27 protein-coding genes and 1 tRNA gene are annotated in these 24,295 nt (G+C 46.2%); 14 read left to right on the top strand and 14 right to left on the bottom strand.

Translation table 11 applies throughout. The features are described from left to right. The 3 genes from K2Q26_05835 to K2Q26_05825 all read right to left on the bottom strand — a co-directional run. A partial coding sequence (locus tag K2Q26_05835; protein MBY0315017.1) for a hypothetical protein occupies positions 1-284 on the bottom strand: 284 nt, incomplete at its 3' end. A gap of 170 nt (positions 285-454) precedes the next feature. Then, positions 455-531, bottom strand: a tRNA-Met gene (locus K2Q26_05830). 103 nt (positions 532-634) lie between these two features. After that, positions 635-1,573 carry a hypothetical protein gene (locus K2Q26_05825; protein MBY0315016.1) on the bottom strand — a complete coding sequence of 313 codons (939 nt, stop codon included), beginning with the start codon at positions 1,571-1,573 and terminating at the stop codon, positions 635-637. 69 nt (positions 1,574-1,642) lie between these two features. Between K2Q26_05825 and K2Q26_05820 the strand changes: the two genes are divergently transcribed. Beyond that, positions 1,643-3,238, top strand: a complete 1,596-nt coding sequence (locus K2Q26_05820) for a peptide chain release factor 3 (GenBank protein MBY0315015.1) — start codon at positions 1,643-1,645, stop codon at positions 3,236-3,238. On the opposite strand, the gene K2Q26_05815 is transcribed toward K2Q26_05820, so the two are convergent. Continuing rightward, positions 3,235-4,215 carry a hypothetical protein gene (locus tag K2Q26_05815; protein ID MBY0315014.1) on the bottom strand — a complete coding sequence of 327 codons (981 nt, stop codon included), beginning with the start codon at positions 4,213-4,215 and terminating at the stop codon, positions 3,235-3,237. The genes K2Q26_05820 and K2Q26_05815 overlap by 4 nt on opposite strands. 139 nt (positions 4,216-4,354) lie before the next feature. Here K2Q26_05815 and K2Q26_05810 point away from each other — a divergent pair, with 139 nt between their 5' ends. The 4 genes from K2Q26_05810 to K2Q26_05795 all read left to right on the top strand — a co-directional run bounded on the left by K2Q26_05810 (position 4,355) and on the right by K2Q26_05795 (position 8,118). Continuing rightward, positions 4,355-5,254: an ABC transporter ATP-binding protein gene (locus tag K2Q26_05810; GenBank protein MBY0315013.1), complete on the top strand. Its 900-nt coding sequence runs from the start codon at positions 4,355-4,357 to the stop codon at positions 5,252-5,254. After that, on the top strand, positions 5,251-6,036 hold the full coding sequence (locus tag K2Q26_05805) for an ABC transporter permease (protein MBY0315012.1): 786 nt from the start codon (positions 5,251-5,253) through the stop codon (positions 6,034-6,036). Before K2Q26_05810 ends, K2Q26_05805 begins: the two co-directional genes overlap by 4 nt. A 210-nt stretch (positions 6,037-6,246) precedes the next feature. Continuing rightward, entirely contained in the window at positions 6,247-7,293 is a 1,047-nt protein-coding gene (locus K2Q26_05800; GenBank protein MBY0315011.1) for a 6-phosphofructokinase, read from the top strand. Positions 7,294-7,347: 54 nt separating this feature from the next. After that, the gene (locus K2Q26_05795) at positions 7,348-8,118 is read left to right on the top strand and encodes a DsbA family protein (GenBank protein ID MBY0315010.1); all 771 of its coding nucleotides are present in this window, start codon (positions 7,348-7,350) and stop codon (positions 8,116-8,118) included. A 12-nt stretch (positions 8,119-8,130) separates the two neighbouring features. Here the strand turns inward: K2Q26_05795 and K2Q26_05790 are convergent, their stop codons facing one another. After that, entirely contained in the window at positions 8,131-8,436 is a 306-nt protein-coding gene (locus K2Q26_05790) for a hypothetical protein (GenBank protein ID MBY0315009.1), read from the bottom strand. 223 nt (positions 8,437-8,659) lie between these two features. Between K2Q26_05790 and K2Q26_05785 the strand changes: the two genes are divergently transcribed. Both K2Q26_05785 and K2Q26_05780 read left to right on the top strand, forming a co-directional pair. Then, positions 8,660-9,052 (top strand): hypothetical protein, encoded by a 393-nt coding sequence (locus K2Q26_05785; protein ID MBY0315008.1) that lies wholly within the window; start codon positions 8,660-8,662, stop codon positions 9,050-9,052. Positions 9,053-9,177: 125 nt separating this feature from the next. Then, a complete protein-coding gene (locus K2Q26_05780) occupies positions 9,178-9,429 on the top strand; it encodes a hypothetical protein (GenBank protein ID MBY0315007.1) in 252 nt (83 codons plus the stop codon). A 56-nt stretch (positions 9,430-9,485) separates the two neighbouring features. Here the strand turns inward: K2Q26_05780 and K2Q26_05775 are convergent, their stop codons facing one another. The 4 genes from K2Q26_05775 to K2Q26_05760 form a co-directional block, all read right to left on the bottom strand. After that, positions 9,486-10,313: an endonuclease gene (locus tag K2Q26_05775; GenBank protein ID MBY0315006.1), complete on the bottom strand. Its 828-nt coding sequence runs from the start codon at positions 10,311-10,313 to the stop codon at positions 9,486-9,488. Between the two features lie 175 nt (positions 10,314-10,488). After that, positions 10,489-11,670, bottom strand: a complete 1,182-nt coding sequence (locus K2Q26_05770) for a glycosyltransferase family 4 protein (GenBank protein MBY0315005.1) — start codon at positions 11,668-11,670, stop codon at positions 10,489-10,491. Then, positions 11,660-12,811, bottom strand: coding sequence for a glycosyltransferase family 4 protein (locus K2Q26_05765; GenBank protein ID MBY0315004.1), 1,152 nt, complete (start codon positions 12,809-12,811; stop codon positions 11,660-11,662). Before K2Q26_05765 ends, K2Q26_05770 begins: the two co-directional genes overlap by 11 nt. After that, a complete protein-coding gene (locus tag K2Q26_05760) occupies positions 12,808-14,019 on the bottom strand; it encodes a glycosyltransferase family 4 protein (protein ID MBY0315003.1) in 1,212 nt (403 codons plus the stop codon). Before K2Q26_05760 ends, K2Q26_05765 begins: the two co-directional genes overlap by 4 nt. A 59-nt stretch (positions 14,020-14,078) precedes the next feature. Here K2Q26_05760 and K2Q26_05755 point away from each other — a divergent pair, with 59 nt between their 5' ends. After that, positions 14,079-15,209 (top strand): glycosyltransferase, encoded by a 1,131-nt coding sequence (locus K2Q26_05755; protein MBY0315002.1) that lies wholly within the window; start codon positions 14,079-14,081, stop codon positions 15,207-15,209. Positions 15,210-15,218: 9 nt separating this feature from the next. Here K2Q26_05755 and K2Q26_05750 read toward each other — a convergent pair whose 3' ends face one another. Next, complete coding sequence (locus K2Q26_05750) at positions 15,219-15,386, bottom strand: hypothetical protein (protein ID MBY0315001.1); 168 nt, start codon at positions 15,384-15,386, stop codon at positions 15,219-15,221. A 95-nt stretch (positions 15,387-15,481) separates the two neighbouring features. On the opposite strand from K2Q26_05750, the gene K2Q26_05745 reads away from it, so the two are divergent. Genes K2Q26_05745 through K2Q26_05730 form a run of 4 tightly spaced genes read left to right on the top strand, consistent with a single transcriptional unit; the run spans position 15,482 to position 18,152 of the window. Next, positions 15,482-16,429 carry a hypothetical protein gene (locus K2Q26_05745; GenBank protein ID MBY0315000.1) on the top strand — a complete coding sequence of 316 codons (948 nt, stop codon included), beginning with the start codon at positions 15,482-15,484 and terminating at the stop codon, positions 16,427-16,429. Continuing rightward, complete coding sequence (locus tag K2Q26_05740; protein ID MBY0314999.1) at positions 16,426-16,689, top strand: PqqD family protein; 264 nt, start codon at positions 16,426-16,428, stop codon at positions 16,687-16,689. The genes K2Q26_05745 and K2Q26_05740 overlap by 4 nt, the downstream gene beginning before the upstream one ends. Further along, positions 16,680-17,723 carry a radical SAM protein gene (locus K2Q26_05735; protein MBY0314998.1) on the top strand — a complete coding sequence of 348 codons (1,044 nt, stop codon included), beginning with the start codon at positions 16,680-16,682 and terminating at the stop codon, positions 17,721-17,723. Before K2Q26_05740 ends, K2Q26_05735 begins: the two co-directional genes overlap by 10 nt. Next, positions 17,724-18,152, top strand: a complete 429-nt coding sequence (locus K2Q26_05730; protein MBY0314997.1) for a S24/S26 family peptidase — start codon at positions 17,724-17,726, stop codon at positions 18,150-18,152. On the opposite strand, the gene K2Q26_05725 is transcribed toward K2Q26_05730, so the two are convergent. Both K2Q26_05725 and K2Q26_05720 read right to left on the bottom strand, forming a co-directional pair. Then, positions 18,120-19,109 (bottom strand): nucleotidyltransferase family protein, encoded by a 990-nt coding sequence (locus tag K2Q26_05725; GenBank protein MBY0314996.1) that lies wholly within the window; start codon positions 19,107-19,109, stop codon positions 18,120-18,122. The genes K2Q26_05730 and K2Q26_05725 overlap by 33 nt on opposite strands. 1 nt (position 19,110) lies before the next feature. Beyond that, positions 19,111-20,250, bottom strand: a complete 1,140-nt coding sequence (locus K2Q26_05720; protein ID MBY0314995.1) for a glycosyltransferase family 4 protein — start codon at positions 20,248-20,250, stop codon at positions 19,111-19,113. Between the two features lie 91 nt (positions 20,251-20,341). Here K2Q26_05720 and K2Q26_05715 point away from each other — a divergent pair, with 91 nt between their 5' ends. Continuing rightward, positions 20,342-21,874: an oligosaccharide flippase family protein gene (locus tag K2Q26_05715; GenBank protein MBY0314994.1), complete on the top strand. Its 1,533-nt coding sequence runs from the start codon at positions 20,342-20,344 to the stop codon at positions 21,872-21,874. Here K2Q26_05715 and K2Q26_05710 read toward each other — a convergent pair. Continuing rightward, on the bottom strand, positions 21,845-22,993 hold the full coding sequence (locus K2Q26_05710; GenBank protein MBY0314993.1) for a glycosyltransferase family 4 protein: 1,149 nt from the start codon (positions 22,991-22,993) through the stop codon (positions 21,845-21,847). The genes K2Q26_05715 and K2Q26_05710 overlap by 30 nt on opposite strands. A gap of 70 nt (positions 22,994-23,063) precedes the next feature. Here K2Q26_05710 and K2Q26_05705 point away from each other — a divergent pair, with 70 nt between their 5' ends. After that, positions 23,064-23,747, top strand: a complete 684-nt coding sequence (locus K2Q26_05705) for a methyltransferase domain-containing protein (protein ID MBY0314992.1) — start codon at positions 23,064-23,066, stop codon at positions 23,745-23,747. A 10-nt stretch (positions 23,748-23,757) separates the two neighbouring features. Here K2Q26_05705 and K2Q26_05700 read toward each other — a convergent pair whose 3' ends face one another. Then, entirely contained in the window at positions 23,758-24,282 is a 525-nt protein-coding gene (locus K2Q26_05700; protein MBY0314991.1) for a hypothetical protein, read from the bottom strand. Positions 24,283-24,295 lie beyond the last annotated feature (13 nt).

The following is a 24,295-nucleotide window of genomic DNA, read 5'->3' as shown; positions in this document are numbered from 1 at the left end:
CCGAAATAGGGCCTGAGATGGCAGTTGATGATTGAGAGATCATCCTTTGGGTTTCTTTTTTGGCTGCTTCTGTGCTTGATCCAGTAATCAATAAGGTCCTCAAAAGTTTTATTGAGCATGAGAGTCGGGGAGAGTCCTTTTTTGGCTTCCTTAACTCTTAAAGTTTCTCTTGAGATAAAATAGTCGGCATCAAGCCTTGTATCGAAAGTACGGCTGTTTCTGATTCCATTTTCATCAGTCCAGCGAACTCTAAAGTTTCCATAATGACATTCAATCTTAGCCATAGAGTCTTTTCTAAAGGCTGAGAAGGTGTTTGTGGGCTGCAGTTAAATGTATAAAAAACTGCAGTATGCGCCCGAAATTGGTCCGAAGTTAAAATTTAATGTAGGTTTTTTGAATCTTGCCAGCGACAGCTAACTTGTTGTTTTGCTTTACGCTTCAACCAATTGAAAATTGGTTGCGGGGGCAGGATTTGAACCTACGACCTTCGGGTTATGAGCCCGACGAGCTACCAGACTGCTCCACCCCGCGACAGGGATTTTTACCGTTTTGGTAAATAAGGAAGTCGTATTTATAGCGCTTTTGTGCGGGGAGGGCAATGGTCTGGTGTAGATATTTCGCGGAAATAACGCGGTTAGCGTGTGTAATATTGTCGCTGATGCGGGCCCTTGCGGTGGGGATTGAGCTCATAATGGTACTTACAGTTTTTTGAGCACGTTTTATAGGATTTGGTTTCCTCTTGCCCTGCTAACTCATTGCACTTGTCGCAAAGCTTCGATTTATGATCGCATTTTAAGCACTCGATCTCCAAAGTGGCGGTGTCTCCGCAATGGGGGCACAAGGAATACGTTTGCGACGGCTCGAGCTTTTGATCGAGCGCCACTCGGGCATCGAACACGAAGCATTCGCCCTCGAAGAGTTGGTTCGGGAATTTTTCCATGTAATTTAAAATTCCACCGTCGAGCTGGTAGACGTTTTTAAAGCCCTGGTTTTCGAGTTCGTAGATGGCCTTTTCGCAGCGGATGCCTCCGGTGCAATAAATTAAATGCGGTTTTTCGCGATCGGTATCGAGAGACTTTAACTTTTCGGGGAGATCGCGAAACTCTTTGATGCCGAGATCGAGAGCGTCTTTAAATTTTCCGATCTTCACCTCGTAGTCATTACGAGTGTCGAGCACGACCACGTCTTCGTTGAGCATCATCTGGTGCCATTCTTCGGGGCTAATGTGTTTGTGGTGGCGTTGTTCGGGGACGATCTGCTCGTTGCCTAAAGTGACAATCTCCGAGCGAATCTTAATATCAAAGCGCTTAAAGGGGCGGCGTTCGCTGTAACTGGTTTTAATCACCGAGGCGTCTCTCAGACTCAGGCGGCGGATGGTGGCGCTAATAAACTGATCAAGGGCTTCGGCGTTTAAACTCGCCAAAGTCGTGTTGACCCCTTCTTTTCCCATAATCATCAGGCCCAAAACTTCAAGTTCTTCTGCAAGTTTTGTCAGATCGGCACTGGCCAGAGGGACGTCCTCGTTGGAAACAGGGGAAAAGGCATAAAACGTTTTTACGGTATATTTGCGCATGGAATAGCCAGATTTAATTCTAATTTCGGTGATTGTCTAGATGGGAAACTGCTGTTAATTACAAGGTTCATGTCTATCGCAGAACACATTAAAATTCGTCGCACTTTTGCAATTATTTCGCACCCGGATGCGGGGAAAACCACAATCACCGAGAAGTTGATCTATCACGGGGGTGTGATTCGCGAAACGGGCGAGGTCAAAGGAAAATCGGGGACCAAAGCCGCCACTTCCGACTGGATGACGATGGAGCAGCAGCGGGGGATTTCGATCACCTCGTCGGTGATTAATTTCGATTACAACGGACTTAAAATTAATCTCCTCGATACGCCCGGGCACAAAGACTTCTCCGAAGACACCTACCGCACCCTTGTTGCGGCCGATACCGCTCTCATGCTGATTGACGTGGCGAAGGGCGTGGAAGAGCGAACCAAAAAGCTCTACGAAGTTTGTAATTACCGTAAAATTCCGATCTTCACATTTATCAATAAGTGCGATCGCGAAGGTAAAGCACCACTTGAACTTATTGACGAGATAGAAACCACTTTAAAGACGAAGTGCTTTCCTGTGAACTGGCCTTTGGGCGTTGGCGATCTATTTAAAGGCGTCTACGACCGCTTCCAGAAAAAAGTCTATCTCTACAACAAAGAGGCCGAGAAAAATATGGAGTGGGAAGTGGTCGATGTGGATTCCTTAAAGGATCCTCGCTGGGCCACCTGGCTTCATCGCGATATCGTCGCTAGCGTCCTTGAAGAGATCGAACTCATCGATGCCGACAATGATGAGTTTGATGAGAAGGCATTTCTCGCCGGCGAACTGTCTCCAGCGTTTTTTGGGAGTGCGAAGGCCAACTTCGGCGTCGATTTGTTTTTAGATTACTTCACCAAATGGGCGCCGGGTCCTGGCGAGCACACCACCAAAGATGGCGCCATCGTTGATCCCTATGACAATTACTTTTCGGCCTTTGTTTTTAAAATCCAAGCGAACATGGATCGTCGTCACCGGGATCGCGTGGCGTTTCTACGATTGTGCTCAGGGGCGTTTACGCGCGGAATGAAGGTCCAGCATCAACGTTTAAATCGCGAGCTGCGGTTGTCTCACTCTAACCAATTTACCGCCCAAGATCGCGAAACGGTGGACGAGGCCTACGCGGGTGACATCATCGGAGTGAATGATTCGGGATACTTTCAAATTGGCGACACCGTCACCGATGGAAAAAAACTGAGTTTTCATGACATTCCTAAATTCTCGCCGGAGCTTTTCACTAAACTCTCAGTACCCGATTCCATGAAGCGGCAAAAACTTCAGAAGGGTTTAAAAGAACTTTCCGAAGAGGGAGCCATTCAACTTTTTGTCGATCCCGTCATCGGCATGCAAGACGCGATTGTGGGAGTGGTCGGGGAGCTTCAATTTGAAGTGCTGCAGTTCCGCTTAGAAGATGAGTATGGACTTGAGACCAAGCTTCAGCGGTTGCCTTACACCGTGGCACGATGGCCGAGAGATGCGGCCGACAAACCGGTGACGGCGGTCAATGGAGCCACGGTCTATCGCGATCTCAATGATGCCCCGGTTGTGCTTGTCGCTAACGAGTGGGATCTTCGGTGGTTAGAAAAAGAAAATCCCGACGTGATTTTTGGTTCGCCGTTTTCGGCGGGGTATTCCATTTAATCTTCAATTAAAAGTAATGTCGGTGAGTCCTCGATAAATCGCTGAAAGATTTGTCCTCGGGTCGTTTCGACGTTGAGCATATCTTTGAGCGCCATCACATCCAAAGGGCCGTCTTTAAGGAGCATCGGCCATAACGTCAGAATATCCCAAGCCGTCACCATATCCACCGTTTTCAGAGCCTCGTAGCGAGACATGATGTAAGAGATGCCACCGCGATCCACCACCTGTCTTACAAATCGTTCAGCTCTCATAAACTTCGAAAGGCATTGGGGATTGGCGCGACAACGGATTTCAAAAACAGCGGCGCGCTCGGCGAGGACGTGCCCCTCGGATTTGTCTTCGGAGCGACCAAAGCGTTTTTGATAATTGATGATCTCCGTGGATTCGGAAACGAGTCCTAAACTTTTTAAATACGAGAACGCAAAATCCAAACGAACCTGATTGCTCTCCACAAGCTCGTTAAAGGCTCGCTCGACTTGCACGGTATCGTTGGCATCGTGATTCTTCATAACATCATGAAACGTCGAGGCCTGATCAATGAGATTAATGGCTCGACCTCCCACCACGCGAATCTGACCTGCGAACACCACCTGGGCCGAGCTTCCAAAGGTGGCTAAGAGTTGACTGTAAAGGCCGCGATGGGTGCCAAGAAAGGGGCGTCTTAACTTTGCTTGAATGTCGGGGAGACGGTGATCGATCACTACGTTATTCGACTGGTCAATTATCAGAGGATAAGTTCCATCGCGCACATCCAAAACCGCGAGCACCTTTTGTAAACCCTCGCGGGATCCGGCACGAATCACCATTCCGTGCTGGGGGATTTCCGTGGGCTTAAGTTCTGAACGTACCTCACGGAAGGGGGCGAGGAAGCTCGCGCGGGGAGAAGCCTTAAAAATATCAAAGCACGTCGGTGCGGCCGAAGCCCACGGACTGTTTAAAAAACATACAAAAAATGAAAAGACTATACGTCCAAACACATGGGCTCCACCGAGGGGATATCTGGTTCAATTCAACGTGAGAATGAGCAAAAAGCCCGCCAATACAGCACCCCATGCCGAGTGGCATCATCCCCTCGTAAAGTAGACAGAGGAGAGGCGCAAAGGAATACTGTGAAGAATGAATTCCATCCCGTTACAGATTAAAAATCTCGTGAAGAAGTACGGCTCCGCCACCGCCGTCAATGATGTGAGCTTTGAGGTTCACCCGGGAGAAATTTTCGGTCTCCTCGGTCCCAATGGGGCGGGTAAAACCTCAATCATCTCTTGCCTCGTCACTCTCCAGGAGCCGACGTCGGGAGAGATTTCGATCTATGGCCGAAGCCCACAGACGTCGCCCACCGATGCGAAACGCTTGGTTGGATTTGTTCCGCAAGAGGTGATCAATCATGGTTACTTTGATGTCTACGAGATTTTAGATTTTCATTCCGGGTATTTTGGAAAACGCAACAATCGAGAAAAGATCGAATACCTTTTGCACCGATTAGGTCTTTGGGAGCATCGCCATAAAAAAGTCAAAGCCTTAAGCGGAGGAATGAAGCGCCGACTTCTGATCGCAAAGGCTTTAGTTCATGATCCGCAATTGTTACTTCTCGACGAGCCCACCGCCGGAGTTGATATCGAGCTTCGCGCCTCTCTCTGGGATTTTGTCGAGGAGCTAAAGAAAAATGGAATGTCGATCCTCTTAACGACTCATTACCTCGAAGAGGCGGAAAAACTTTGTGATCGCGTCGGGATCCTTCAAAATGGAAAGCTTCGCACGGTTGGAAACACTAAACAGCTCATCGATAAAATGACCAAAAGGAAAGTTACGCTTAAGCTTAAAACCAGTGGTGAGATCTCCCATGCCCAATTGATCTCTCATGTGGATGCGGAATGGCAGTTTTTAGTGGAGCCTGAAAAAGGCATCGGGCAACTTTTAGATGAGCTCGGGCTCAGTGCGCAGGCGTTGATCGATGTCAAAATCGAAGAGGGATCTTTGGAAGATGCCTTTAGGCATGTTTTAGGAAGTGAAGCATGAGGACTAATTTTCAACCGTTTCTCACTTTGTATTATCGCGAGATCAAAAGATTTGCCAAAGTTTCGGTGCAAACCGTGTTTTCACCTTTGGTGAGCTCGAGTCTTTATTTATTAATTTTTGGAGTGTCTCTCGGGTCGGCGATTCAATTGGAAAACAATGTCAGTTATCTGGCGTTTCTCATCCCGGGCTTAGTGATGATGTCGGTGTTGAATAATGCGTTTCAAAACACCTCAAGCTCCATCGTCTCTGGGAAGTTTAGTGGAGACTTGGAAGACTGGAAGATCTCTCCCCTTAAGGAGACCGAGATTCTTGCGGCCTTAGCGCTCGGTGGTCTTTCGCGAGGTTTATTGGTGGGAGTGGTCACGGGATTTACCGGAGAGGTCTTCTATTACGTGATGAATGGCGAGTTTTTAGCGGTTCAACATCCGCTGTGGCTTTTGGTTTTTCTTTGCGTCGGTGGAATCACTTTTGCGCTGTTTGGAATCTCCATTGCCTTTTGGGCGAGAACCTTTGATCAACTGAGCGCGATCAATTCGTTTGTGCTTTTGCCACTGATTTATTTGGGGGGAGTTTTCTTTTCGATCAAATCTCTGCACCCCATCTGGCAAAATATTTCGCAGATGAATCCGATGTTGTATTTTATTAACGGAGTTCGCTTTGGAGTTTTAGGGACCAGTGACGTCAATCATTGGACGGCACTTTGGATTTCGATTTTGTCGTGTTTGTTTTTTTATGCCTTTGCGTACCGAACTCTCCTTAAAGGAAGCTATGCGCGTTGGTAGGGGGATTTGGCTCGTCCTTTTTGTAGGATGCACAACGCCCGCCGGGGAAAAGACTCAGGTCGTGGAGTTTACCTGTAAGCACTGGCCCAACCAGTGCTATTTTCGGGCTCAAGAGAAGTGTCGTGGGGGATATAATGTTCTTAGTAAAGTGGAATCTCAAAGAACCGGTGGCCAGTATGGTCGTTACCGAGAATATTTAGTGAGGGTTCAATGTCGAATACTAAAAGATCAATAAAGCGTCGGATCGGATTACTCACGGGCGGCGGCGATGCCCCAGGCCTCAATAGTGTCATCGAGGCGACCAGTCGAATGCTTCTCCTTAAGGGTTATGAGGTCGTCGGAATTTGCGACGGATTCGAAGGCGTTTTTAATCAGGCCACCCTTGATATTCACATGCACAATATCGAAGGCATTCACGCTCAAGCGGGAACATTTATCGGAACGTCCAATCGCTCCGGCATCGAAGGGCGCGAGGCCGAGTTTTTAAAAAAATACAAACAGCTCAAGCTTGAGGGCATTATTGTGGCTGGCGGAGATGGAACTTTCCGGAGCCTTCAGGATGTCAGTCAAGAGATCAAAATTATTGGAGTGCCGAAAACCATCGATAACGATCTTCCTGGGACCGACGCGACCTTTGGTTACGATACAGCGTGCTCGGTGGTGTGCGAGGCGGTGGACTCTTTGCGAGCGACGGCTCATGCGCACAAGCGCGTGATTCTGGTGGAAGTGATGGGGCGAACGGCGGGATGGATTGCCGTCGGTGGCGGAATCGCGTCCTACGCCAATGCGATTTTAATTCCCGAGAAAAAATTAGATAAGAAAGCCTTTGCCGCGTTTCTTAAAGAGCAAAAAACTTTGCATCGGGGATTAGTGATCGTTGTGGCCGAAGGTGTTCTCCTCGATGGACCGGTTCAGCGCAAAAAAGATAAAAGCGGTGCGAGTGAAGTCATCGAAGTCGGCGTAGGGAGTCAGCTCAGTCGATGGATTGAGAAAACGGTGGGATGGGAATCGCGCACGGTGGTCTTAGGTCACCTTCAACGCAGTCGTTCCCCGAGCACCACCGATCGTTTCCTCACCACAGCGATGGGAATCAAAGCCGCGTCTCTGGCGCTCAAAGGGGAGTGGGGCCAAGCCGTGATTTACAAAGACGGTTCAATTTCAAGCGCTCCACTTAAAGTCGTCATGGGAAAACCCCGCTTAGTGACCGAAGATCACCGCTGGGTGCAAATGGCGAAAAATATCGGAATTTACATTTAAGATAGTACAAAAGTTCACCGAGCTTTATTTTGAAGAACAAACCAAAGGAAAAACATGAAACATAATATCTGTTTGCTGATGATCACTGGCGCCGCCGCAATCCTTGCGGGTTGTGCCTCCAAGGAACAAATTCGCCAGACCATCCAAGAGAATCCCGATCTCGTTTACGAAGCGATTCGCAAAGATCCCGTCACGTTCATGAAGGTGGTTCAAGAGGCCGCACAGTCTTCCCAAGAGCAGATGTATGTCGAAATGCAAAAGCAAAGAGAAGAGCAATTAGAAAAGGATCTTAAAAAACCTCGCTCCGCAAAGACCGAAGAGGCTCGTGTTCTTTTTGGAGAAAATTCGGCCCCAGTAACGATCATTAAATACGCTGATTTCCAGTGTCCCGCGTGCCGCATGGATTTTGATTCTCTCGAGGAGATCAAAAAGAAGTATAACGGGAAGGTGAAGATCATTCATAAGCACATGCCGCTGACTCAGCACAAGCAGGCTCAGCTCTCGGCAGAGGTGTTTGAAGCTTTATTGATTTCCGATAAGGTTAAAGCTCAAAAATTTTATAAACTCGCTTACGAAAATCAGCAAAACATCGAAAGTGATAAGGATGTTTGGGATCTTCTTAAAAAAGTGGGGGGAGTGAAAGCTAAGGTTGAGGCGGAGATCAAAAAAGGCGTGGTCGCTCAACGAATTAACGAAGACGTTCAAGAGCATCACAAACTTGGATTTAACGGAACTCCCGCCTATATGATTAACGGGGTGGCTCTGATGGGGGCCCAAGAGCCCGGGACATTTAGCGCGATTATCGAGCGCGTTCTTAAGAAATAAATTTTTGCGAAATCACTTCACTTTATTCAAAATAATCTGCGTAAAATCATCGACTCTGGACAAGGAGTCGATTTCGCTATCGCTCAGAGAGATCGAATATTGTTTTTCGAGCCGGTGAGCGATATCGACGATGTCGAATTCGTCCCCACCTAAATCCTCAATACGACTTTGAGTGATCACCTTGTCGGTCTTAATGTTTAACTGTCGGGAAACCGCAGAGACGACCTGAGCCTCCACCTCTTTGGGATTGGGAGCGGCGAGGGTGATCGAGGCCCATCCAAAAATCGTAAAAACTAAAAGAATTCGGGATAAAGACATAGGGCCTCCTGTTTCCTTTAAGTTTTGCACAAATAGCGCCATCCGCAAGTGCAAAGAAATCAGAGAGGAGGTCCTCGGGCGCTCATTTCAGGGCCGAATGGGCCCAGAATTGTCACTCCGTTAGAATCGAGGGAGCTTATATTGCAGCTCGATCGTTTCCGTCCAGGCATGGAGTCTGCACATAGACTCTTCGGAATTTACTGGAACGTTTATAGGAGGATATATGAAGTTCGTAATAACACTTGTAGGCCTGGTCTTGGCTGGTTCTTCAGCTTTTGCCGGAAGCCGTACAACGACAGAGGGCGTGATCGCCGTTTGTCAGTGCAATATGATAGATGATGGTCTTATCACTCAGCGAGGATATAGTTCTAACGCTGAAACACCGGCTCGCAGCCACGATGAGGCTCGTCGCTATGCCTATGCGAACTGTGTGAACCTTTATAAAGGCGGCATGAGAGAGAATGTCGAATTTAATGGGGAGTGCACCTACTCCAAAGCCATTCGCCAAGAGTCTCGCGTCAATAAGAAAGAAAAAATTAAATTTAGAATTGAAAAGCTCACGGGCGACGAGGAAGCCAATCTTCAAGCCGATCTCATGAGCACATTAAATAATTAAGATTCCCCCCCAAAAAGTCCTCTCGGCTTCCCCCGGTCGAGAGGACACCCCCTTTTCGGACTTTCTACACTCATTGTCATCGTTAAACGATTGATCTCGAAAACCTCTCGATATAGTTTTAGAGCATGTTAGAAAACATCAATACCATCACCGATCTCAAGACTGCCATTCAAACGATCAATGTTAAAGACTACGGCGATTTCAAGCGCAAAGCGGTTCTCTATATCAATCGTTTTCTCGAGACTCATCCGACGTCGGCCACCCAAAAGAAAATGTTTTCGACCATGGTCTATCAGATTCAATTCCAGCCGAATTTTGATATCGAAAAAACACGGGCCTACACACTTCAGCAGCTCCGCACCATCGAAAAGAACTAATGTAATTTTAATACCGTCGAGATGGGCCGACACCTGCGTCGGCCGTCATCACAGACTTAGAAGTCTGTGATCAGGTCTTCGAGCTCTGGGAAATCAATAAACGGATTGCGATCCATCTGGATCGAAAATATCTTTTCGTTCCGAATCACTTCGCGAGCGTCGACAGGGTCTTGCTTGGCCCATTTTCGAAGAATCGCTTCCTGCTTTGTATCGATTTTCGCTTGATAACGAATGGAAAAATAGAAGGTGGCCCGGGCCATATCGCCTTTGTCCTCAAGGCTGGGTTCAAAGACATGAGTTCCGGCCTCATCTTTTCCGGAGAGGGCCTCGGGGCAAACGTCTTTGGTGGGCTCAACCACTTCGCCATACGGAAGGTTTTGGCGAATGGAGTTCACCTTGGAATCCACTGGGAATAAAATATGGAGATCAGACTTTTGAGTAGCTTTCGAAAATTTCCCGGTGAATTTACTTTGCGGCCATGCATGCTCGGCATTGACCACGGTGTGCTTAGGAATCATCATTGGTCCTAAAGCTTCTCCTTTAGGAAAATCTTCATTGGTCAGGCTCGCATCACAGTAGTAAGTGTCGAGGCGATAGCTGCTAAAGCTACTCCCTTCTAAATGCAAAAAACCGAATAAATACGCACGTGCTTTTTTGTAAGACACTTCGGTGTGTTTAAAGCAGCCGGGCTCAGAGCAATTGGCTAGGATCGCATCGGGCTTATCCCCTTGAGGCTTGTGAAACTGACTCAGAATCGTATAAAGTTCCTTTTTGAGATCTTCCGACGTTTTGGATTGAAATTCGGGATAGTATTTGGGAGTTGCGCTGAACCCCGCTGAGCCTACCATTAACCCTATTAGTACAATCGTGAGTTGTTTAAGCATGGCGAATTTCCCTTTCCACCGTGATTCAGTTCTCAAGTTTTTGTCATTACCCCGAGTCATATTAATGAGTTATCCCGAGGGAATTCAAAGAAAAATGAGAAGTGTTACAAAGAGCTAACAAAACCTTAACAAAAGCTGATGATTCCTTAAGCGAATTGAGATCGAAAAAGAGGAACTATAATCTCAAGAAGGTTTTTTTCTGAGCATCGTATTGTTTGCGTAGATTGAATGCAGCTTTGGCGAACTCGTGAGCTTTTGCGGTCGGGTCTTGCAGTCCCTCTTTCAGGAGGCAATTTCTGATTTTTCTCGCTAAGTCGCGAACATTTCCGGGCTCGTGGAGGAAGCCAGTCACATTGTCCTCAACGATTTCTAAAACGCCGCCGGCACGCGATGCGATCACGGGTGTCTTACAAAGCATGGCTTCAACAATCACGCGTCCGAAGGGCTCCGGCGCGATCGAGCAATGCACTAAAAGATCCACGCTATTGTAGATCACCTCGGGATGCTTTTGAAAACGGACGAAGTGAACTCGATCTTCCAACCCTAAGGTCTTTGCTAATTGAATGATCTCATCGTAGTAGTCACTATCGGCAAGTGTATCGTAGATTTTCTCTCCAACAATGGCAAAGTGAACTCGCGGCACGGCCTGCACCACTTTTTGAGCGGCTTCGATAAACTCTTTTTGTCCCTTCCAGCGGGCCACCACTCCCATCAGCACCACCAGCGGAGTTCCAAAGGGAAGGCCTAATTGCTTTTTTAAAAACGTGCCTCGTTGGGGGAAAAAGATTTCGTCATCAAATCCATCGTAGATGTTGATCATCGGGAGTTCTGGCGCAGTGGCTTGAATGTATTTAGAGGCCGATACCCAAATAATGTTCTTTCGTCTCTTGAACAGGGAAAAAAAACGACGGAGGCGAGGGTGGGTGATGCTATCTCTAAAATGAATTGTGATTTTTGTTCTGACAAAGAGAGAGGCTAAGCACAAGAGAACGTGGCACTTGATTCCTGTGGAGTGAACGTGAGTCACTCGATGTTTTTTAAAAAAATAAAGCAGACGAAAAAAATAAATTAAAAGTTGAGGAAAATTAAAAATCAGAGCGGCCAAGATCGAGCGCTGATTGCTTCGTGAGGATTTGAGAAAGAGCTCCGGCCAACTGAGCGTGAACACTTTGATGTCGAGGCTTTTTAGAGCCTCGATCAGCGGACCATCGCTTTTCGGAAAAAGAACCGAATAGTTTTCGCGCTCAGGATCTTGGCTGTACATTTTTAAAAAATCGAGCAGCGAGCGCTCGGCGCCCCCTAAATGGGTCGAAGTTCCCATAAAAACGATGTGAGATTTTGCAGGTTCAGTTTTCATAAATGTTTTCTAGGATTGTACGTGCGGTCGTTTCCCAAGTGCGCAGGGGGGCTGTCTCTAAACCATACTCTGCCGCGGATTTAAGAATTTGTGGAGACGATAAGAGATTGGTGAGCTTCACTTCGATGTCAGAAATAGATGTCGGATCAACCAGCCATCCCGAGCGCATGTCATCGATCGCATCGGGAATACCGCCGCTGTGGCCCCCGAGAGAGGGAAGTCCGCAGGCGGCCGCTTCGAGAAACACCAAACCAAAGCCTTCCACATCGGGAAGTTCCTCTCGAGACAAAAGGACAAATAGGGTGGCGGTGTTGTAGAGGTCAATCACCTGCTCGTAGGAGACGGCCCCCAGGAATGTGACATGAGCACTGACCCCTAAATCTTTAGCTAAAGCTTCCAAACGTTCGCGATCGGGTCCTTTACCAACAACAAGATAGTGGGTGTCGGGAACGTTCTTTATCACATGAGGTAACGCTTTAAGAACCGAGTCGACGCCCTTGTAGGCATGCAGGCGCGTGACGGTCAACAGAAGTTTCTTTCCTTTAAGAGACGGCTCTAGTGGGAACTCTAAATGTTTTTTATAAAAAACGTCAGGATTAACCCCGTTGTTGGCGACGATCACAGAATTGGGTCTTACTCCAGGCAGTGCATGCAGGGCATTTTTAGTGTAGTTACTGACAGCAAATATTTTTTTTGCCGAAGAGAAAACCCCTTTTTGTAAAATGCCCAAAAAAACGGTGCGCACCGTGTGTTTTAATGAATCTTTGGTTAAAAAGACTTCGCTGCCATGAGCGGCTAGGAAAAACGGAATAGTTTTGACTCGCGAGAGATAAGTGGCTGCGCCGTCGGGGAACCACAGTGGGCAAAAAATAAAATCAGGTTCCAATGTCTCAGAGAGCCATCGAATGTTTTTTGAAAACATCGGTAAAGTTAAAATCGCGGTTTGAGGAGTGGGAATTCTTACGACGGTGTAAGGCACTTGCTCGTCAAACGCTTTATCGCCCTCTTGAGTTCGGGCGAGGACAGTCACTTTATGTCCGAGCTTAGCCCAACTGGTTGCGACTTCGTGAACATAATTAGCAACACCGCCCAGGGCCGGTTTAAAATCATAGGAGGGAATTAGAATTTTCTTTTGAATCATGGTCCTCCTCGAGAATCATCCCTTTTTAGAGTCTTGTAAAAGGCGAGGTAGTTATCGGCGACATGTTGCCAAGAATTTTTTAAGGCGAGAGCGCGGGCCTCGGTGGAGAGTTTTTCTTGAAGGGCCTTGTCTTTGATGAGTGAAGTCAATTGATCCCCCATGGTGGTCGGGTCAAAAATATTCTTGATCAGTAAACCATTGGTCTTATGGGTGACGAGCTCCGAGGCTCCCGCCGTACTCGAGACCACCGTGCAAAGTCCACTGGCCATCGCCTCGAGGACGACAAGACCAAAGGGCTCATAAACCGTTGGGAAAAAGAAAATATCCGATGCCCAGTAATAATCGCGTACGTTTTTGGAATGTGAAATAAAGTGAACCTTACTTTTTACGCCCTCGGCCTCGGCCAGCTCAGAGAGAATCTGTCGATCTCCGCTTCCAATCGCGACGTAATGAACGTTCTCGATCCCATTTTTATGAAGGTAACCGAGGGTGCTGATGGCGGTATTGACTCCTTTTCTTTCGTTGAGAGCGCCGACATGAAGCAAGACATAATCATCGTCGTTAACACCAAGCTCTTTTCTCAAACGTTGGCGAGTGCTCGTCGAGGTGGAAGTGGAAGAGTGTGGGCAGAACTCCTCCGTGTCGACGCCATGATAGATCGTAATGATGTTTTTTTCGGGGATCGAAAATTCACTGATCAGTTCCTTTTTGATGGCATGAGAGATGGCAATGTATTTTCGGTTAGGGGTAAAGACCAATTGCTCAAGCGCTGCATTCCAAGAGCTGATCAGTCCTTGATAAATCGCCTTCCAACCGCTGATTGTTGACTTCACTTCGAAGTTATCAATGATTTTTTGCCATGATGAATGGATAAACTGAACTTGAATGATATCGGCAATGAGCGATGCGGTGCCGGTGGTCTGAATCCAGATCTGATTTTTGCGACGAATGCTCTTGCGGTAGCGCCAAATAAAATGGAGGGTGGTCATGAAAATGTAATGAAATTGTTTAACTAGGAAGATTTTGGTGAATTTCACAGAGTAGGGGATAAACTTTAATTGAGGCCAAGGGCGCTGATCGATGAACTGATAGGCATGAAGCTCCATCGGCACGTCTTTGTTGACCGGGTAAAGAATTTCGAGATTCGACTTATCTTGGCCGCCCCAAGGGTGTAAGTCGTGAATTGCGATAATGAGCTTTTTGACCATGGTCTAAGTTTAAATGAGGGAATGTTGAAGAGCATTGTATGGCGCGGTAAACTCGACAAATGTCGAACCCCAAAAAGATCCTCACTCTAGGTCACTCCTACTGCATCGCTCTTAATCGCACAGTGATGAGGGAATTGGCAAGAAACACCGGGATGAGTGTGACCGTGGTTTGCCCTCGATTTTTTCATGGGGATCTTCGTGATATTCATGTTGAGCCGGAGCCCTTAGGAAGTCCTCTACGTGTCATTGCTGTTGATGTGTATCTCTCCAAGTCCATCCACTTGTTTTTTTATAATCCCTCTCAAATCCATCAAATTCTTTCACAGGAACATTTTGATGAAGCCATCCTTTGGGAAGAGCCTTACATTGTCTCTGGATATCAGATTGCAAGAAAACTCAACAAAGTTGGAATTCCTTTTAGCTTCTATTCCTGTCAGAACATTTTTAAAAAGTATCCATTTCCCTTTCGTTTTTTCGAGTCTCGAGTTTTCTCATGGGCCAAGTCGCTTTTAGCGTGTGGTCGCTTGGTCGAGGACACTCATCGCGCCAAAGGATTTACTCAACCGTCCGAAGTTGTTCCCTTCTTTGTAGATTCCGAAAGATTTCAACCTCTAGATCCGGCGCAAAAAATAAAACTTCAGCAGGAGAAAGGCCTCCAGCCCTTTGTCATTGGTTTTATGGGGCGATGGACGGCGGAAAAAGGCTGCTCATTGTTCATGCGAGTTCTTGATCGAATTCCCAAGGAGAAAGGGTGGAGCGCGCTGATTCTTGGAAGCGGTCCGATGGAGACTGAGTTTCGTCAGTGGATCGCTAGAAATAATTACTCCGAGCGTGTTCAGTTGAAAAGTCTAAAGCATGACGACGTTCCCCAGTGGTTGCCTCTCTGTGATGCGCTCCTGTGCCCCAGTCAAACCACTCTCCAATGGAAAGAACAGTTTGGAAGGATGTTGATTGAAGGGTTTTCATCGGGAGTTCCTATCATCGCCAGTCGATCCGGTGAGATTCCGTTCGTCGTTGATGATGCGGGAATTCTTGTGGACGAAAATGATGAAGAGGCTTGGTTGCAACAGGTGATTCAACTGATGGATCGACCCGAGTTGCAGGAAAAGCTAAGAGATCGTGGTCTAAAGCGCTCCAAAATATTTTCTGCGAAAGCCATTGCTCAGCAGTATTTCAATTTACTCAAATAATTAAAAATTTTAAGAGAGAAGTTTTCCGCTGTTACAAAAGTTGGGTGCGCCGGTCGATTGCTTTCGTCCACCCACGGCGGATCCATTGCAAAGAGCGCCAAAAGTCATTAAAGATTCAGATTTCACTTGAGGTTTTTTGTACTTCTTTACGGGCTTTTTGTCTTTTGTGTCGCTCATGATTTAAGACTAGGATATGGCACACTGAGTTAGCAAGCGGGTATTTTTGTGGCGGAGAGAACTAGACCCTGTGACAATAGAAATGAGGGGTGGGGATGAATACTCTTTCAGAAAATTTGCAACGTAAGAAGAAGCTGGCCGAAACTATTTCTTTTTCTTCGGTCGCCGCGCTCCCTCATTCGTTTCATCTTCATCTCCACGAGGTCCCATTAAAATTTTCTTTTGCCTCGGAAAATCTAGTGCAGATGATTTTTGATCAGTATCCGCTGCACTGGTTAATGGGTGGGCAAAATCAAAAGCCGTTGTACGAGATCGAGTGGGTGGATAGTGAAAAATGGGGTTGGACGCCGGAAGACTGGGAGGATGAGCCTCGTTTTGAATGTGAAACTTACCAAGAGAACGGTCGAACCATCGCGCTTCATCGGGATTTTGTTGCTGTCGTGGACAATAAAAAAGTTTTTCTCATCGCTCCCTACACTCTCGCAGATGGTTTTTATAATTTTTTACGATGGTTAATACCTTTGCATTTTGTAGAGCAGGGAAAGCTCTTAATCCACAGTTCCTGTGTGATTGGCCCCGGTCATAAAGCTTATTTTTGTTTAGGGCCGTCGGGTGCTGGAAAGTCAACGATTGCCAGTCTCGCGCCAAGATCTCGTGTGCTCGGCGACGATATGAATGTGCTTAAAATTGAAGATGGAAAGTGCTGGGCTCAGGCGGGAGCTCTCGGCCAAAGTGTTTCCAATCCTAAAGAGTATAACAACTGGTATGAGGTCGGCGGATTCTTTTGGCTTAAAAAAGCACAGTTCTTTGAAATTAGTGAGTTAACCCAGCCCCTTTTTGCCAAGCATTTGTATCAGTCGGTGGCGAATGTTTTTTGGGATCAGATCGACGAAGAAAAAATGGCGAAAATTGTATCCCTGGTGACTCTCGCCAGCCAAAACAGTTTACATTACGAATTAAAGTTCGCCATTGAGCCCGATATTTGGCCGCAGATATTTTTAAAGCTCAGTGCTGACCGCAAAACGACGGAGATTTCTATATGAGTATTTATCGACGCAAAGAAAAGTTGCCGTGGCAGCGAATCGATGATCAGGTGATTATTATCCATCCCAAAAATCAGAAAGTTCACGAGCTGAATGAAGTGGCGTCTTTTGTGTGGCAAAAACTTGATGGTCAGGTACAGCTCTCTGAAATCATAACCACAGTTTTTGATGAATTCGAGGACGTTCCGACCTCCGTTCATATGGAAATCGAACAACTGATGAGTGATTTCCAAAAAGAGGGCTTGGTGGAATGTCTTTAGAAAAAGCCACATTGCTCGATAAGTTTCGTGTTCTGAGCAGTCAAAAGTGGATCCCCTTACAGGCCTCGCTCGAGTTGACCAATCGTTGCAACGAGAGATGCACGCATTGTTATCTTGAGTCTTTCGAGGACGATGCTCAGCGAGTGTTAAAATTAGACGACTGGCTGCATATTCTTGAAGAATTAAGAACTGCGGGAACATTGTTTTTGATCCTGATGGGGGGCGAAGCGATGCTGAGTCCTTACTTTTGGCCCATCATGGAGCGATCCAGCCAGCTCGGGTTTCACACCTCGATGATTACGAATGGGCTAAAAATTAATTCCCTGGAGACGGCACAAAGGCTTAAAGATCTAGGAATGAACAATGTCACTTTGAGTCTCTACAGCCATTCCCCGGAAATTCACGATCGCATGACAAAAGTTCGAGGCTCTCACGCAAAGACCGTTCGAGCGATCGAATTTTGTCGCGAAGCGGGCTTAGATATCTCGTTAAATGCTCTCCTGACCAAAGAAAACATAGACACCATTTTTGAATTAGAAGATTGGTGTGTGAATCGTAACTACAATCTTAAGATGGACCCCATGATTACCCCTAAGCTGAATGGCGATAGTTCGCCAAAGTTAATGCGGGCCAGTCGAGAGCAGTTAAAATATTTTTTTAGTGAGAAAGCGCGGCGCTGGGAAAAAGGATTGCCTCAACCCAATCCCGAAACGGGTGACAACTATGTTTGTAATGCCGGCAAAGGTAAGTGTGCCGTGACGGCCTATGGAGAGCTTCTGCCTTGCATTGAAATCCGTGAGCCCCTCGGCAACCTCACTCAGTCTCCCTTTGCAGAACTATGGCATGCGTCTCAAGTGGATCGATGGCGTCACATGAAAAACAAGGATCTTAAAAATATTTCCGACGATCTCATTTCTTTTTGTGATCATTGCCCCGGTATGGCTAAAAACGAGGGTGGAGATGCGACCGCCGTGGGATGTTTTACAAAAACATTAGCCGAAGTTAAAAAAGAAGTTTTTGAAGCGAGCACGTAAATGACGCCGATCCCTCTCAGTGGCAGTAGTATGTTCCCGTATCTTCGCTCGGGCGATCAGCTTCTAGTGGATATGTTTGAAAAACCCCGAGCTCTTTCGGATCAGGATCAAATCGGAGAGATTTTTCTGTACCGTTGCCCTAACGGGGAGTGGGTGTGCCATCGTTTCCTAGGTCAGACCAAGAATAATTATTTTTTTAAAGGAGATTGGACCTACCAGCTAGAGATTTATAACAACATCGAAGTCTGGGGTAAGATCCAAGGAAAAATTCAAAACGGAAAAATTTCGCGCTTTGAAAAATTTTGGGCGCTTTCTGTTTTTTGTTTTTTACAAAGACAAATGCGGCTGTCTCAATGGCGTCCGGTTCGAGGACTTAGTCGCATCGGCGTCTACTTTTTAGGTTCGATCAATCGATTTTGGCGACAATAGTCCACTCCAGCGGTGTTTTACCCATCCTAGATCATAGGTGAGACTTTCAGCAAAAGAGTCTTTCAGCAAATGTTTTGCCGTATAGTATCGCCAACGATACGCCTCTGGAGAGACTAAAAATTCCCAAGTCAGGCACGGTCGAGCCTTAATTTTCGCCGGCGGGAGATGAATTCCCGATTTGAAGAAACAGTTTAAGACGTAAGCAACACTCATAACCGCTTGAAAAGCCCCTAACGATTTCGCTCGAAGAAAAAGCTCTTCGTTCCAAACATTCGGATGACTTTGGGTCAATCGAACAAGATCCATAAGCCAGAACAATTTAAGGAAGGTGTGTTGGTGCGCCAGGTGATAGGACAAATATATAACCTGATCTGCGGGAACTAAAGATGAACCGTGAGAACGATTCTCAAATCGCCACTGGGTCGAAACTGCTTGATTGTAAAAGAGTTGAGTATGAACTTCCACGGTCGTCTCAATAAGTCCTTCTATCGACTTAAAAGTCGATTTGTGAGCGTTAGCAAACCACTTCGACTCATCAACGGCTTGGTAATTGAGTCGTTGCAGAACTTTTGAGACGTCGGAGAAATACTGAGGTTCAACATACACGTCAATATCGGTCAGGGGTCGAGATCCAGGAGATACAAGCCACTGAATGAGATCAATGCCCTTGAAACCCGACGGAGTGATGTTGATTTTTTCGCATTCCTTTTGAATTTCCATCCAGTTTTGTTTGAGAATCAAATTCTGTAGAGTGTTTTTTTTGACGACGGCTTCAAGGTGAGCGATGAGTCGCGGGGACTTGAGTTGGTGACGATAGGGGAGAATGTAGCCTTCGATCTTATGTTCATTCACCAGGTGTTGCAGTTGGGCTTCTTCTTCCGTAGACAGGAGGTGAGTGATTGGGTCCTGATTTAAAGCTTGAAGTAAAAATTGACAGACAGAGCCTGAAGGGGGCATTTTAAACCTCATTCACAACATCATGATAAACTCTCAGAGTCTCGTCGATGGTTTTCTTCCAAGAGAAGTGCTGACTTCGCTCTTTGGCGAATTGTTTTTTGCGGAGGTAGAAGTCTTGCTGATTTATTTTATCCATAAGGAGAGATAACTCATGAGGCGAGTGAGGAGAGAATCCACATTCGCTGTCTCCTAAAACTTCGATGAGACTCGTGGTGTTCGCGCACAAAACTGGAGTTTCCATCTCCAAAGATTCGACGACCTGTAACCCAAAACCCTCATATAAACTAGGGTAAAGAAAACAGCGAGCGTAGCGATAAAGGGAGGGCATCAGTGCCTCTTCCACAGGTCCCGTAAAAAAAACTTGATCACTCAGCTGAAGATCTTTTGTTTTTTGCTCATAGTGATGAATCCATAGGGGGTCTCCGCCAGAAATCAAAAGTTGTTCGTCTTTCTTTTGGCGAAGGGCAAACGTTTGTAAGAGGAGACCGATGTTTTTTCGTTCTTCAAGGCCTCCTACGTAGAAGAAATAGTTCTCCATGAGTCGCGGGATTATTTTGACGAGGTCCCTCCAAGGAAGCACCGCCTTTGGATTAAACTGAGGATCGGCAGCTTCGTAAATCACCTGAATTTTTTCTAAAGGGACTCCATAAGTTTTATGAATATCGTGTTTGGCATGGTGGCTCACCGTAATGATTCGATCCGCTGCTTTTTGCGACAAAGAGTTCAGTTGACGCATTTTAAGATAAGTCGGTCTTAATTTTTCTAAGAAGCTTTTCTTGGGGTCATAAAACGACTTCTCGATCGCATCATGGATGGTGAGCACTTTTTTCGTTTTTCCAAAAAAAGGAATTCCGTAATTTGTGGGTCCGTGCAGAACATCGGCTCCAACGCTTTCACACAAGCGATTCTGAGTCCACTGTTCCCACTGAATGTAAGAGGTGGCCGGTTCAATCAAAAGATGAATATTTTTACTTTCCGGTACAAATTGCGGATTGATGGATTGATCACTGAGTAAATAGACTTGATGTTCGGTCTTCGCTAACTCGAGAAGCAGATTGTAAGTGTAGCGACTCCAACCCCGCAGTGAATTTGTAGCGAGAATTCGTGCGTTAAAAGCGATCTTTAAGGGCTTCATCTGCATAGAATACGGCGACAGGAAGAGGCAGAGTATGTTCAATTGAAAGACTGGATATTGGTCTAGCTACGTCTTAAGGTGGCCTTTGTTATTCTCTGTGAAACTGTTTAAACTTCAAGAGGTGAGAGCGCATCGCACTGTTTTAAACTTTATGTTTGGTTTCGTGAGAAACTTTATTGGAATTGCTTTAGGGTTACTGAGTACCCCTATACTTTTGCGATATCTCGGAGAAGAGCGTTTCGGAGCTTTCCGTATTCTTATGGATTGGATATCTCATATCGGAATTTTTGAGTTGGGTTTGTACTCAGCGAGTTTAGCATTGCTCACGAAATCCGCCGCGGAAGGTTCGGCAAGTCTCACGGCATCACTGCGCCTGATTTACAAGAATTACTTTGTTGTTTTCGTCCTGCAAATTCTTGCCTATATCTGTTTCTACCTCTCTATTGATTTTCTTATTCCTGCGTCTGAGGCGGTGAAGATGGAATTGAGGGTGTCGGCATTGTTAATGTCGGTATCTTTATTGTTTTTATTGAGTCAGGTGTTTAGAGCCTACCTTGAGAGTGTCCAAAAGGGTTATGTCGTTAGTGTGATTTTGGTGATATTTAATATCTCTTACCTCAGTATGGCCACTGCCGCCGCTATTTTTGGTTATGGACTTCCAGGTCAAGCGGTGTCTTACGTCGTGAGTTTATTTATCTCTTTAGCGATTTACTTCATTTATGCCAATAATATTTTTTCGGATTTATTCTCCAATTCCGAATCGATTGAAAACCAGCGCGTTCTTAAACGCCAGCGATTGAGTCATTTTATCAGCGAGCTTTGCGGTCGGGTTTCACTCCTCTCGGATAACATTATTGTTTCCATTTCTATGGGTGCGGAAATGGTGACCCCGTTCTTTATCACCCAAAAAGCCACCAGCATGATGCAACAGCAGCTCCTTCAGGTGGGGAACTCCTCATGGGCTGCGCTCAGTGAACTTTATTATCAGAAGAAAACGGAAGTCTTTAATGCGAGAGTGATTCAATTGACCGAAATGTTAGCTTATTTTTCCGGGGTAACCCTGTCGATCACCTGCCTGCTGAATCCGAGCTTTGTGACTTTATGGACGGGCTCCTCCACTTTTGCCGGGGTTTGGGTGTCGAACATCACCGCGATCAATGCCGCTTTTTTAGGTGTTCTCAGTTTTTGGTCGTGGTGCTTTTCGGCGACAAATCTGGCGAATAAGCTTGTGCGCGTCAATCTCGTTCATGCGGGTGTTAATGTTGTAGTGTCTCTCATTCTGGTTCGATCCTTGGGTTTTTTAGGTCCTCTCTATGGGACTCTCATTAGCTTGGTTCTGGTGAGTCTATGGTGGAAGACGTTGTTGATGTCTAAGACGTTTGGGATCAGCCTAAAGGTCATTACCTTGTCCTGGATGAGACCCATGTTGCCGCCGTTTTTTATCGCCATTGGATTTATGCAGATTTGGGGATTCCCGGTGCTTCATTCTTGGACGGGACTTGTGACCTCGGGGGCGCTCCTCACTCTTTTGTTTTCAACTGGGGGTTATTTTCTTTTGCTCAAGCAAGAGACGCAACACCTCATCAAAGATAAATTAAACTCATTTCTCGCTCGGCTTCGCAGAAAGTAAGGCTTGATAAAAAGCCTCTAGATTTTGCATCATTTGCTGAAGAGAGTATTTCTTCTTATAAGTGTCCACCGCATTCGTCTTTAGACGATTTAAAAGTTCTGGAGTTGTCAGTAGGCTTTCGATTTTTATTGCAAGATCGAGGGCTGAATGGGGTTTAAAAAGTAAACCATCATATTGATCCGTAATAATTTCACTGGGTCCGCCCCAATTGGCGGCAATGGGCACGACACCCACACTCATCGCTTCGATCAGTGAAAAGCCAAAAGGTTCTGGTTGGACAGATGCATTAACGACGGCATCGCAAGCCGACATTGCCAGTCGCGCATTGGCGGCGTGGCCGGCAAAATGGATTCGCACACCTTGAGCTTGATCCAAAAGGTGTTTATAGTACTCATCGCTGCCGCTAAAGGGTTCTCCCCAGACGATTCCAAAGATCTGACTTCGACTGTATTTTTCTTGAAGTCCTCTCAAAGCGTCGACAAAGATATGGATCCCTTTCCAATCCTGTATTCGAGTGACCATTGCCACGATCATCGTGTTTTGAGAAAGACCATGCTCCGAGATGAGAGAATTTCTTAATGCCGTAGTTTCGGTCTCCAAGGGGACCGAAGACGAAACGCCTAAGTTGAGAATCATCGTGCGTCGTTGTGGAACAAAAAACGAAAATGGTCTCTCGAGTCGTGCTTGAGTCTCGGAAGTGTATCGAGAATTCGTGATCAATCCCTGATGAGGAAGGATCCCGGCCAAAGTATCTTGCCATCCCGACGCGGGACCGTGTTGAAACCAAACGTGATGGCATTTCCTCGGAGTAAGGAAGCTAAAAAGCGCTCCGTAAGCCATCGTCGAATGAACCAAGTTGATCTCATTCTTTTCTATGTGCTGTCGAATTTCCTTTTGAGCAGCGAAGACCGAGAAGGGGCGAGAGAGTCTTGGTCGCTTTTTGAGAGTTTCGACGTTGGCTCCATGAGCTTTTAAATAATCAAAGAGGGGGCCTTGCGAAAATAAAAGATAGTGAGGCTTAACGACTTTGGGGTCGTGCCCGTGAAATGTGCTTTTGATAAAGGTCTCAGCCCCACCGATTCCTGTCGAAGGGCAAACATAGAGAACGCGGATCATCATCCTATTCAAACACTGTCTCGGGAGAAAAACAATCTTGCTTCCGTCAACGGATTCATTACACTCAATAGTCATGGAACAATTGAAAACTCCGCTGGAAATTCACAGAGAAGAGGCCTCCCAACACAGTCAAGGCATCAGTAGTTCTGTCATCTACGATAAAGTGATGAGTAAACTTCGTCAGCTTAAGCTTCAGATAGGACATCTTCTCGACTTTGGCGCAGGCCGGGGTGATTTTTTAAAACTGCTCATGGCTCAGTCGGATTTAAAATTTGAACTTCACGGGATTGATTTGATGCAAAATCACATCGATGGAGTGAGTTGGTATGTTCAGGATCTCAATAATAAGTTAAAGTTAGAAAGTCAGCAGTTTGATGTCGTGACTTGTGTAGAAGTGATTGAACATATGGAGAATCCTAGGCACATCGTGCGTGATATCTACAATATTCTTAAGCCTGGAGGTTATTTGATCCTCACAACCCCCAATAACGAGAGTTGGCGGGCGATGATATCCTATGTAATTCGCGGGCATTTCGTTTCTTTCACTGATTCCTCCTATCCGGCTCATATCACTTCACTGAATCGTTTAGATCTCGAGAGAATTTTTCACGAGGTGGGTTTCACAAGCGTCGATTTTGATTTTACCGATATGGGAATGGTTCCTAAGCTCAGTCGATGGACCTGGCAAAAATTATCGCTCGGTGCGCTAAAGGGTGTAAGATACAGCGATAATCTCATCGCGATCGCTAGAAAATAGTCTTTTAAGATTAATCCTGTTTACTCAAAAGAACGACCGAAAGGGCCGTCGTAGCGATGGTCGCGATGATTGTCACGATCATGTAGGTGTCTTGATTAATGATCGGCTTATTTGCCGGAATAACGACAATGTCTTCGGGCTGAAGAGTGAGATCATAGGTCTGAGAGCCATGAATCACTTGAGCGAGGTTAATATCTATAATCTTTTGGCGATTATTCCCCAAACTTCGCTTAATCGTGACATCCTCAATCGCGGCATTATCATTGGGGCCACCACCGTAGGAGAGTAAAGAGATCAGATCAGTTTTCACGGGGATGTGATGAATTCCAGGCTTTTTAACGGCTCCCCACAGATTGACCTTCATCATGACAACGCCGGGTTCGCGGCCTGACATAAACTCGTTTCCATCGGCGTACGTTTTAAATGCATCTCCCTGGAGGAGATCAAAGCTTGAGACCAACTCTTTGGCTTGAGCTTGAAAAGGACTAAGTGTCACTTGCGCCAGCAATACGGTGATTAAAAGATGTCTAAACAAGGTGAGCCTCGCG

Source organism: Bdellovibrionales bacterium (genome assembly GCA_019750295.1).
In the GTDB taxonomy this organism is placed as follows: Bacteria; Bdellovibrionota; Bdellovibrionia; order Bdellovibrionales; family JAGQZY01; genus JAIEOS01.
Note: the sequence above shows the minus strand (reverse complement) of the source record. Positions and strands in the feature narration are given on the sequence as shown.

Coding starts and splice junctions, on each gene's coding strand:
- K2Q26_05825 (MBY0315016.1), bottom strand. CDS start 1,573: ATGCGCAAATATACCGTAAAAACGTTTTATGCCTTTTCCCCTGTTTCC.
- K2Q26_05820 (MBY0315015.1), top strand. CDS start 1,643: ATGTCTATCGCAGAACACATTAAAATTCGTCGCACTTTTGCAATTATT.
- K2Q26_05810 (MBY0315013.1), top strand. CDS start 4,355: ATGAATTCCATCCCGTTACAGATTAAAAATCTCGTGAAGAAGTACGGC.
- K2Q26_05805 (MBY0315012.1), top strand. CDS start 5,251: ATGAGGACTAATTTTCAACCGTTTCTCACTTTGTATTATCGCGAGATC.
- K2Q26_05800 (MBY0315011.1), top strand. CDS start 6,247: ATGTCGAATACTAAAAGATCAATAAAGCGTCGGATCGGATTACTCACG.
- K2Q26_05795 (MBY0315010.1), top strand. CDS start 7,348: ATGAAACATAATATCTGTTTGCTGATGATCACTGGCGCCGCCGCAATC.
- K2Q26_05790 (MBY0315009.1), bottom strand. CDS start 8,436: ATGTCTTTATCCCGAATTCTTTTAGTTTTTACGATTTTTGGATGGGCC.
- K2Q26_05785 (MBY0315008.1), top strand. CDS start 8,660: ATGAAGTTCGTAATAACACTTGTAGGCCTGGTCTTGGCTGGTTCTTCA.
- K2Q26_05780 (MBY0315007.1), top strand. CDS start 9,178: ATGTTAGAAAACATCAATACCATCACCGATCTCAAGACTGCCATTCAA.
- K2Q26_05775 (MBY0315006.1), bottom strand. CDS start 10,313: ATGCTTAAACAACTCACGATTGTACTAATAGGGTTAATGGTAGGCTCA.
- K2Q26_05770 (MBY0315005.1), bottom strand. CDS start 11,670: ATGAAAACTGAACCTGCAAAATCTCACATCGTTTTTATGGGAACTTCG.
- K2Q26_05765 (MBY0315004.1), bottom strand. CDS start 12,811: ATGATTCAAAAGAAAATTCTAATTCCCTCCTATGATTTTAAACCGGCC.
- K2Q26_05760 (MBY0315003.1), bottom strand. CDS start 14,019: ATGGTCAAAAAGCTCATTATCGCAATTCACGACTTACACCCTTGGGGC.
- K2Q26_05755 (MBY0315002.1), top strand. CDS start 14,079: ATGTCGAACCCCAAAAAGATCCTCACTCTAGGTCACTCCTACTGCATC.
- K2Q26_05750 (MBY0315001.1), bottom strand. CDS start 15,386: ATGAGCGACACAAAAGACAAAAAGCCCGTAAAGAAGTACAAAAAACCT.
- K2Q26_05745 (MBY0315000.1), top strand. CDS start 15,482: ATGAATACTCTTTCAGAAAATTTGCAACGTAAGAAGAAGCTGGCCGAA.
- K2Q26_05740 (MBY0314999.1), top strand. CDS start 16,426: ATGAGTATTTATCGACGCAAAGAAAAGTTGCCGTGGCAGCGAATCGAT.
- K2Q26_05735 (MBY0314998.1), top strand. CDS start 16,680: ATGTCTTTAGAAAAAGCCACATTGCTCGATAAGTTTCGTGTTCTGAGC.
- K2Q26_05730 (MBY0314997.1), top strand. CDS start 17,724: ATGACGCCGATCCCTCTCAGTGGCAGTAGTATGTTCCCGTATCTTCGC.
- K2Q26_05725 (MBY0314996.1), bottom strand. CDS start 19,109: ATGCCCCCTTCAGGCTCTGTCTGTCAATTTTTACTTCAAGCTTTAAAT.
- K2Q26_05720 (MBY0314995.1), bottom strand. CDS start 20,250: ATGCAGATGAAGCCCTTAAAGATCGCTTTTAACGCACGAATTCTCGCT.
- K2Q26_05710 (MBY0314993.1), bottom strand. CDS start 22,993: ATGATGATCCGCGTTCTCTATGTTTGCCCTTCGACAGGAATCGGTGGG.
- K2Q26_05705 (MBY0314992.1), top strand. CDS start 23,064: ATGGAACAATTGAAAACTCCGCTGGAAATTCACAGAGAAGAGGCCTCC.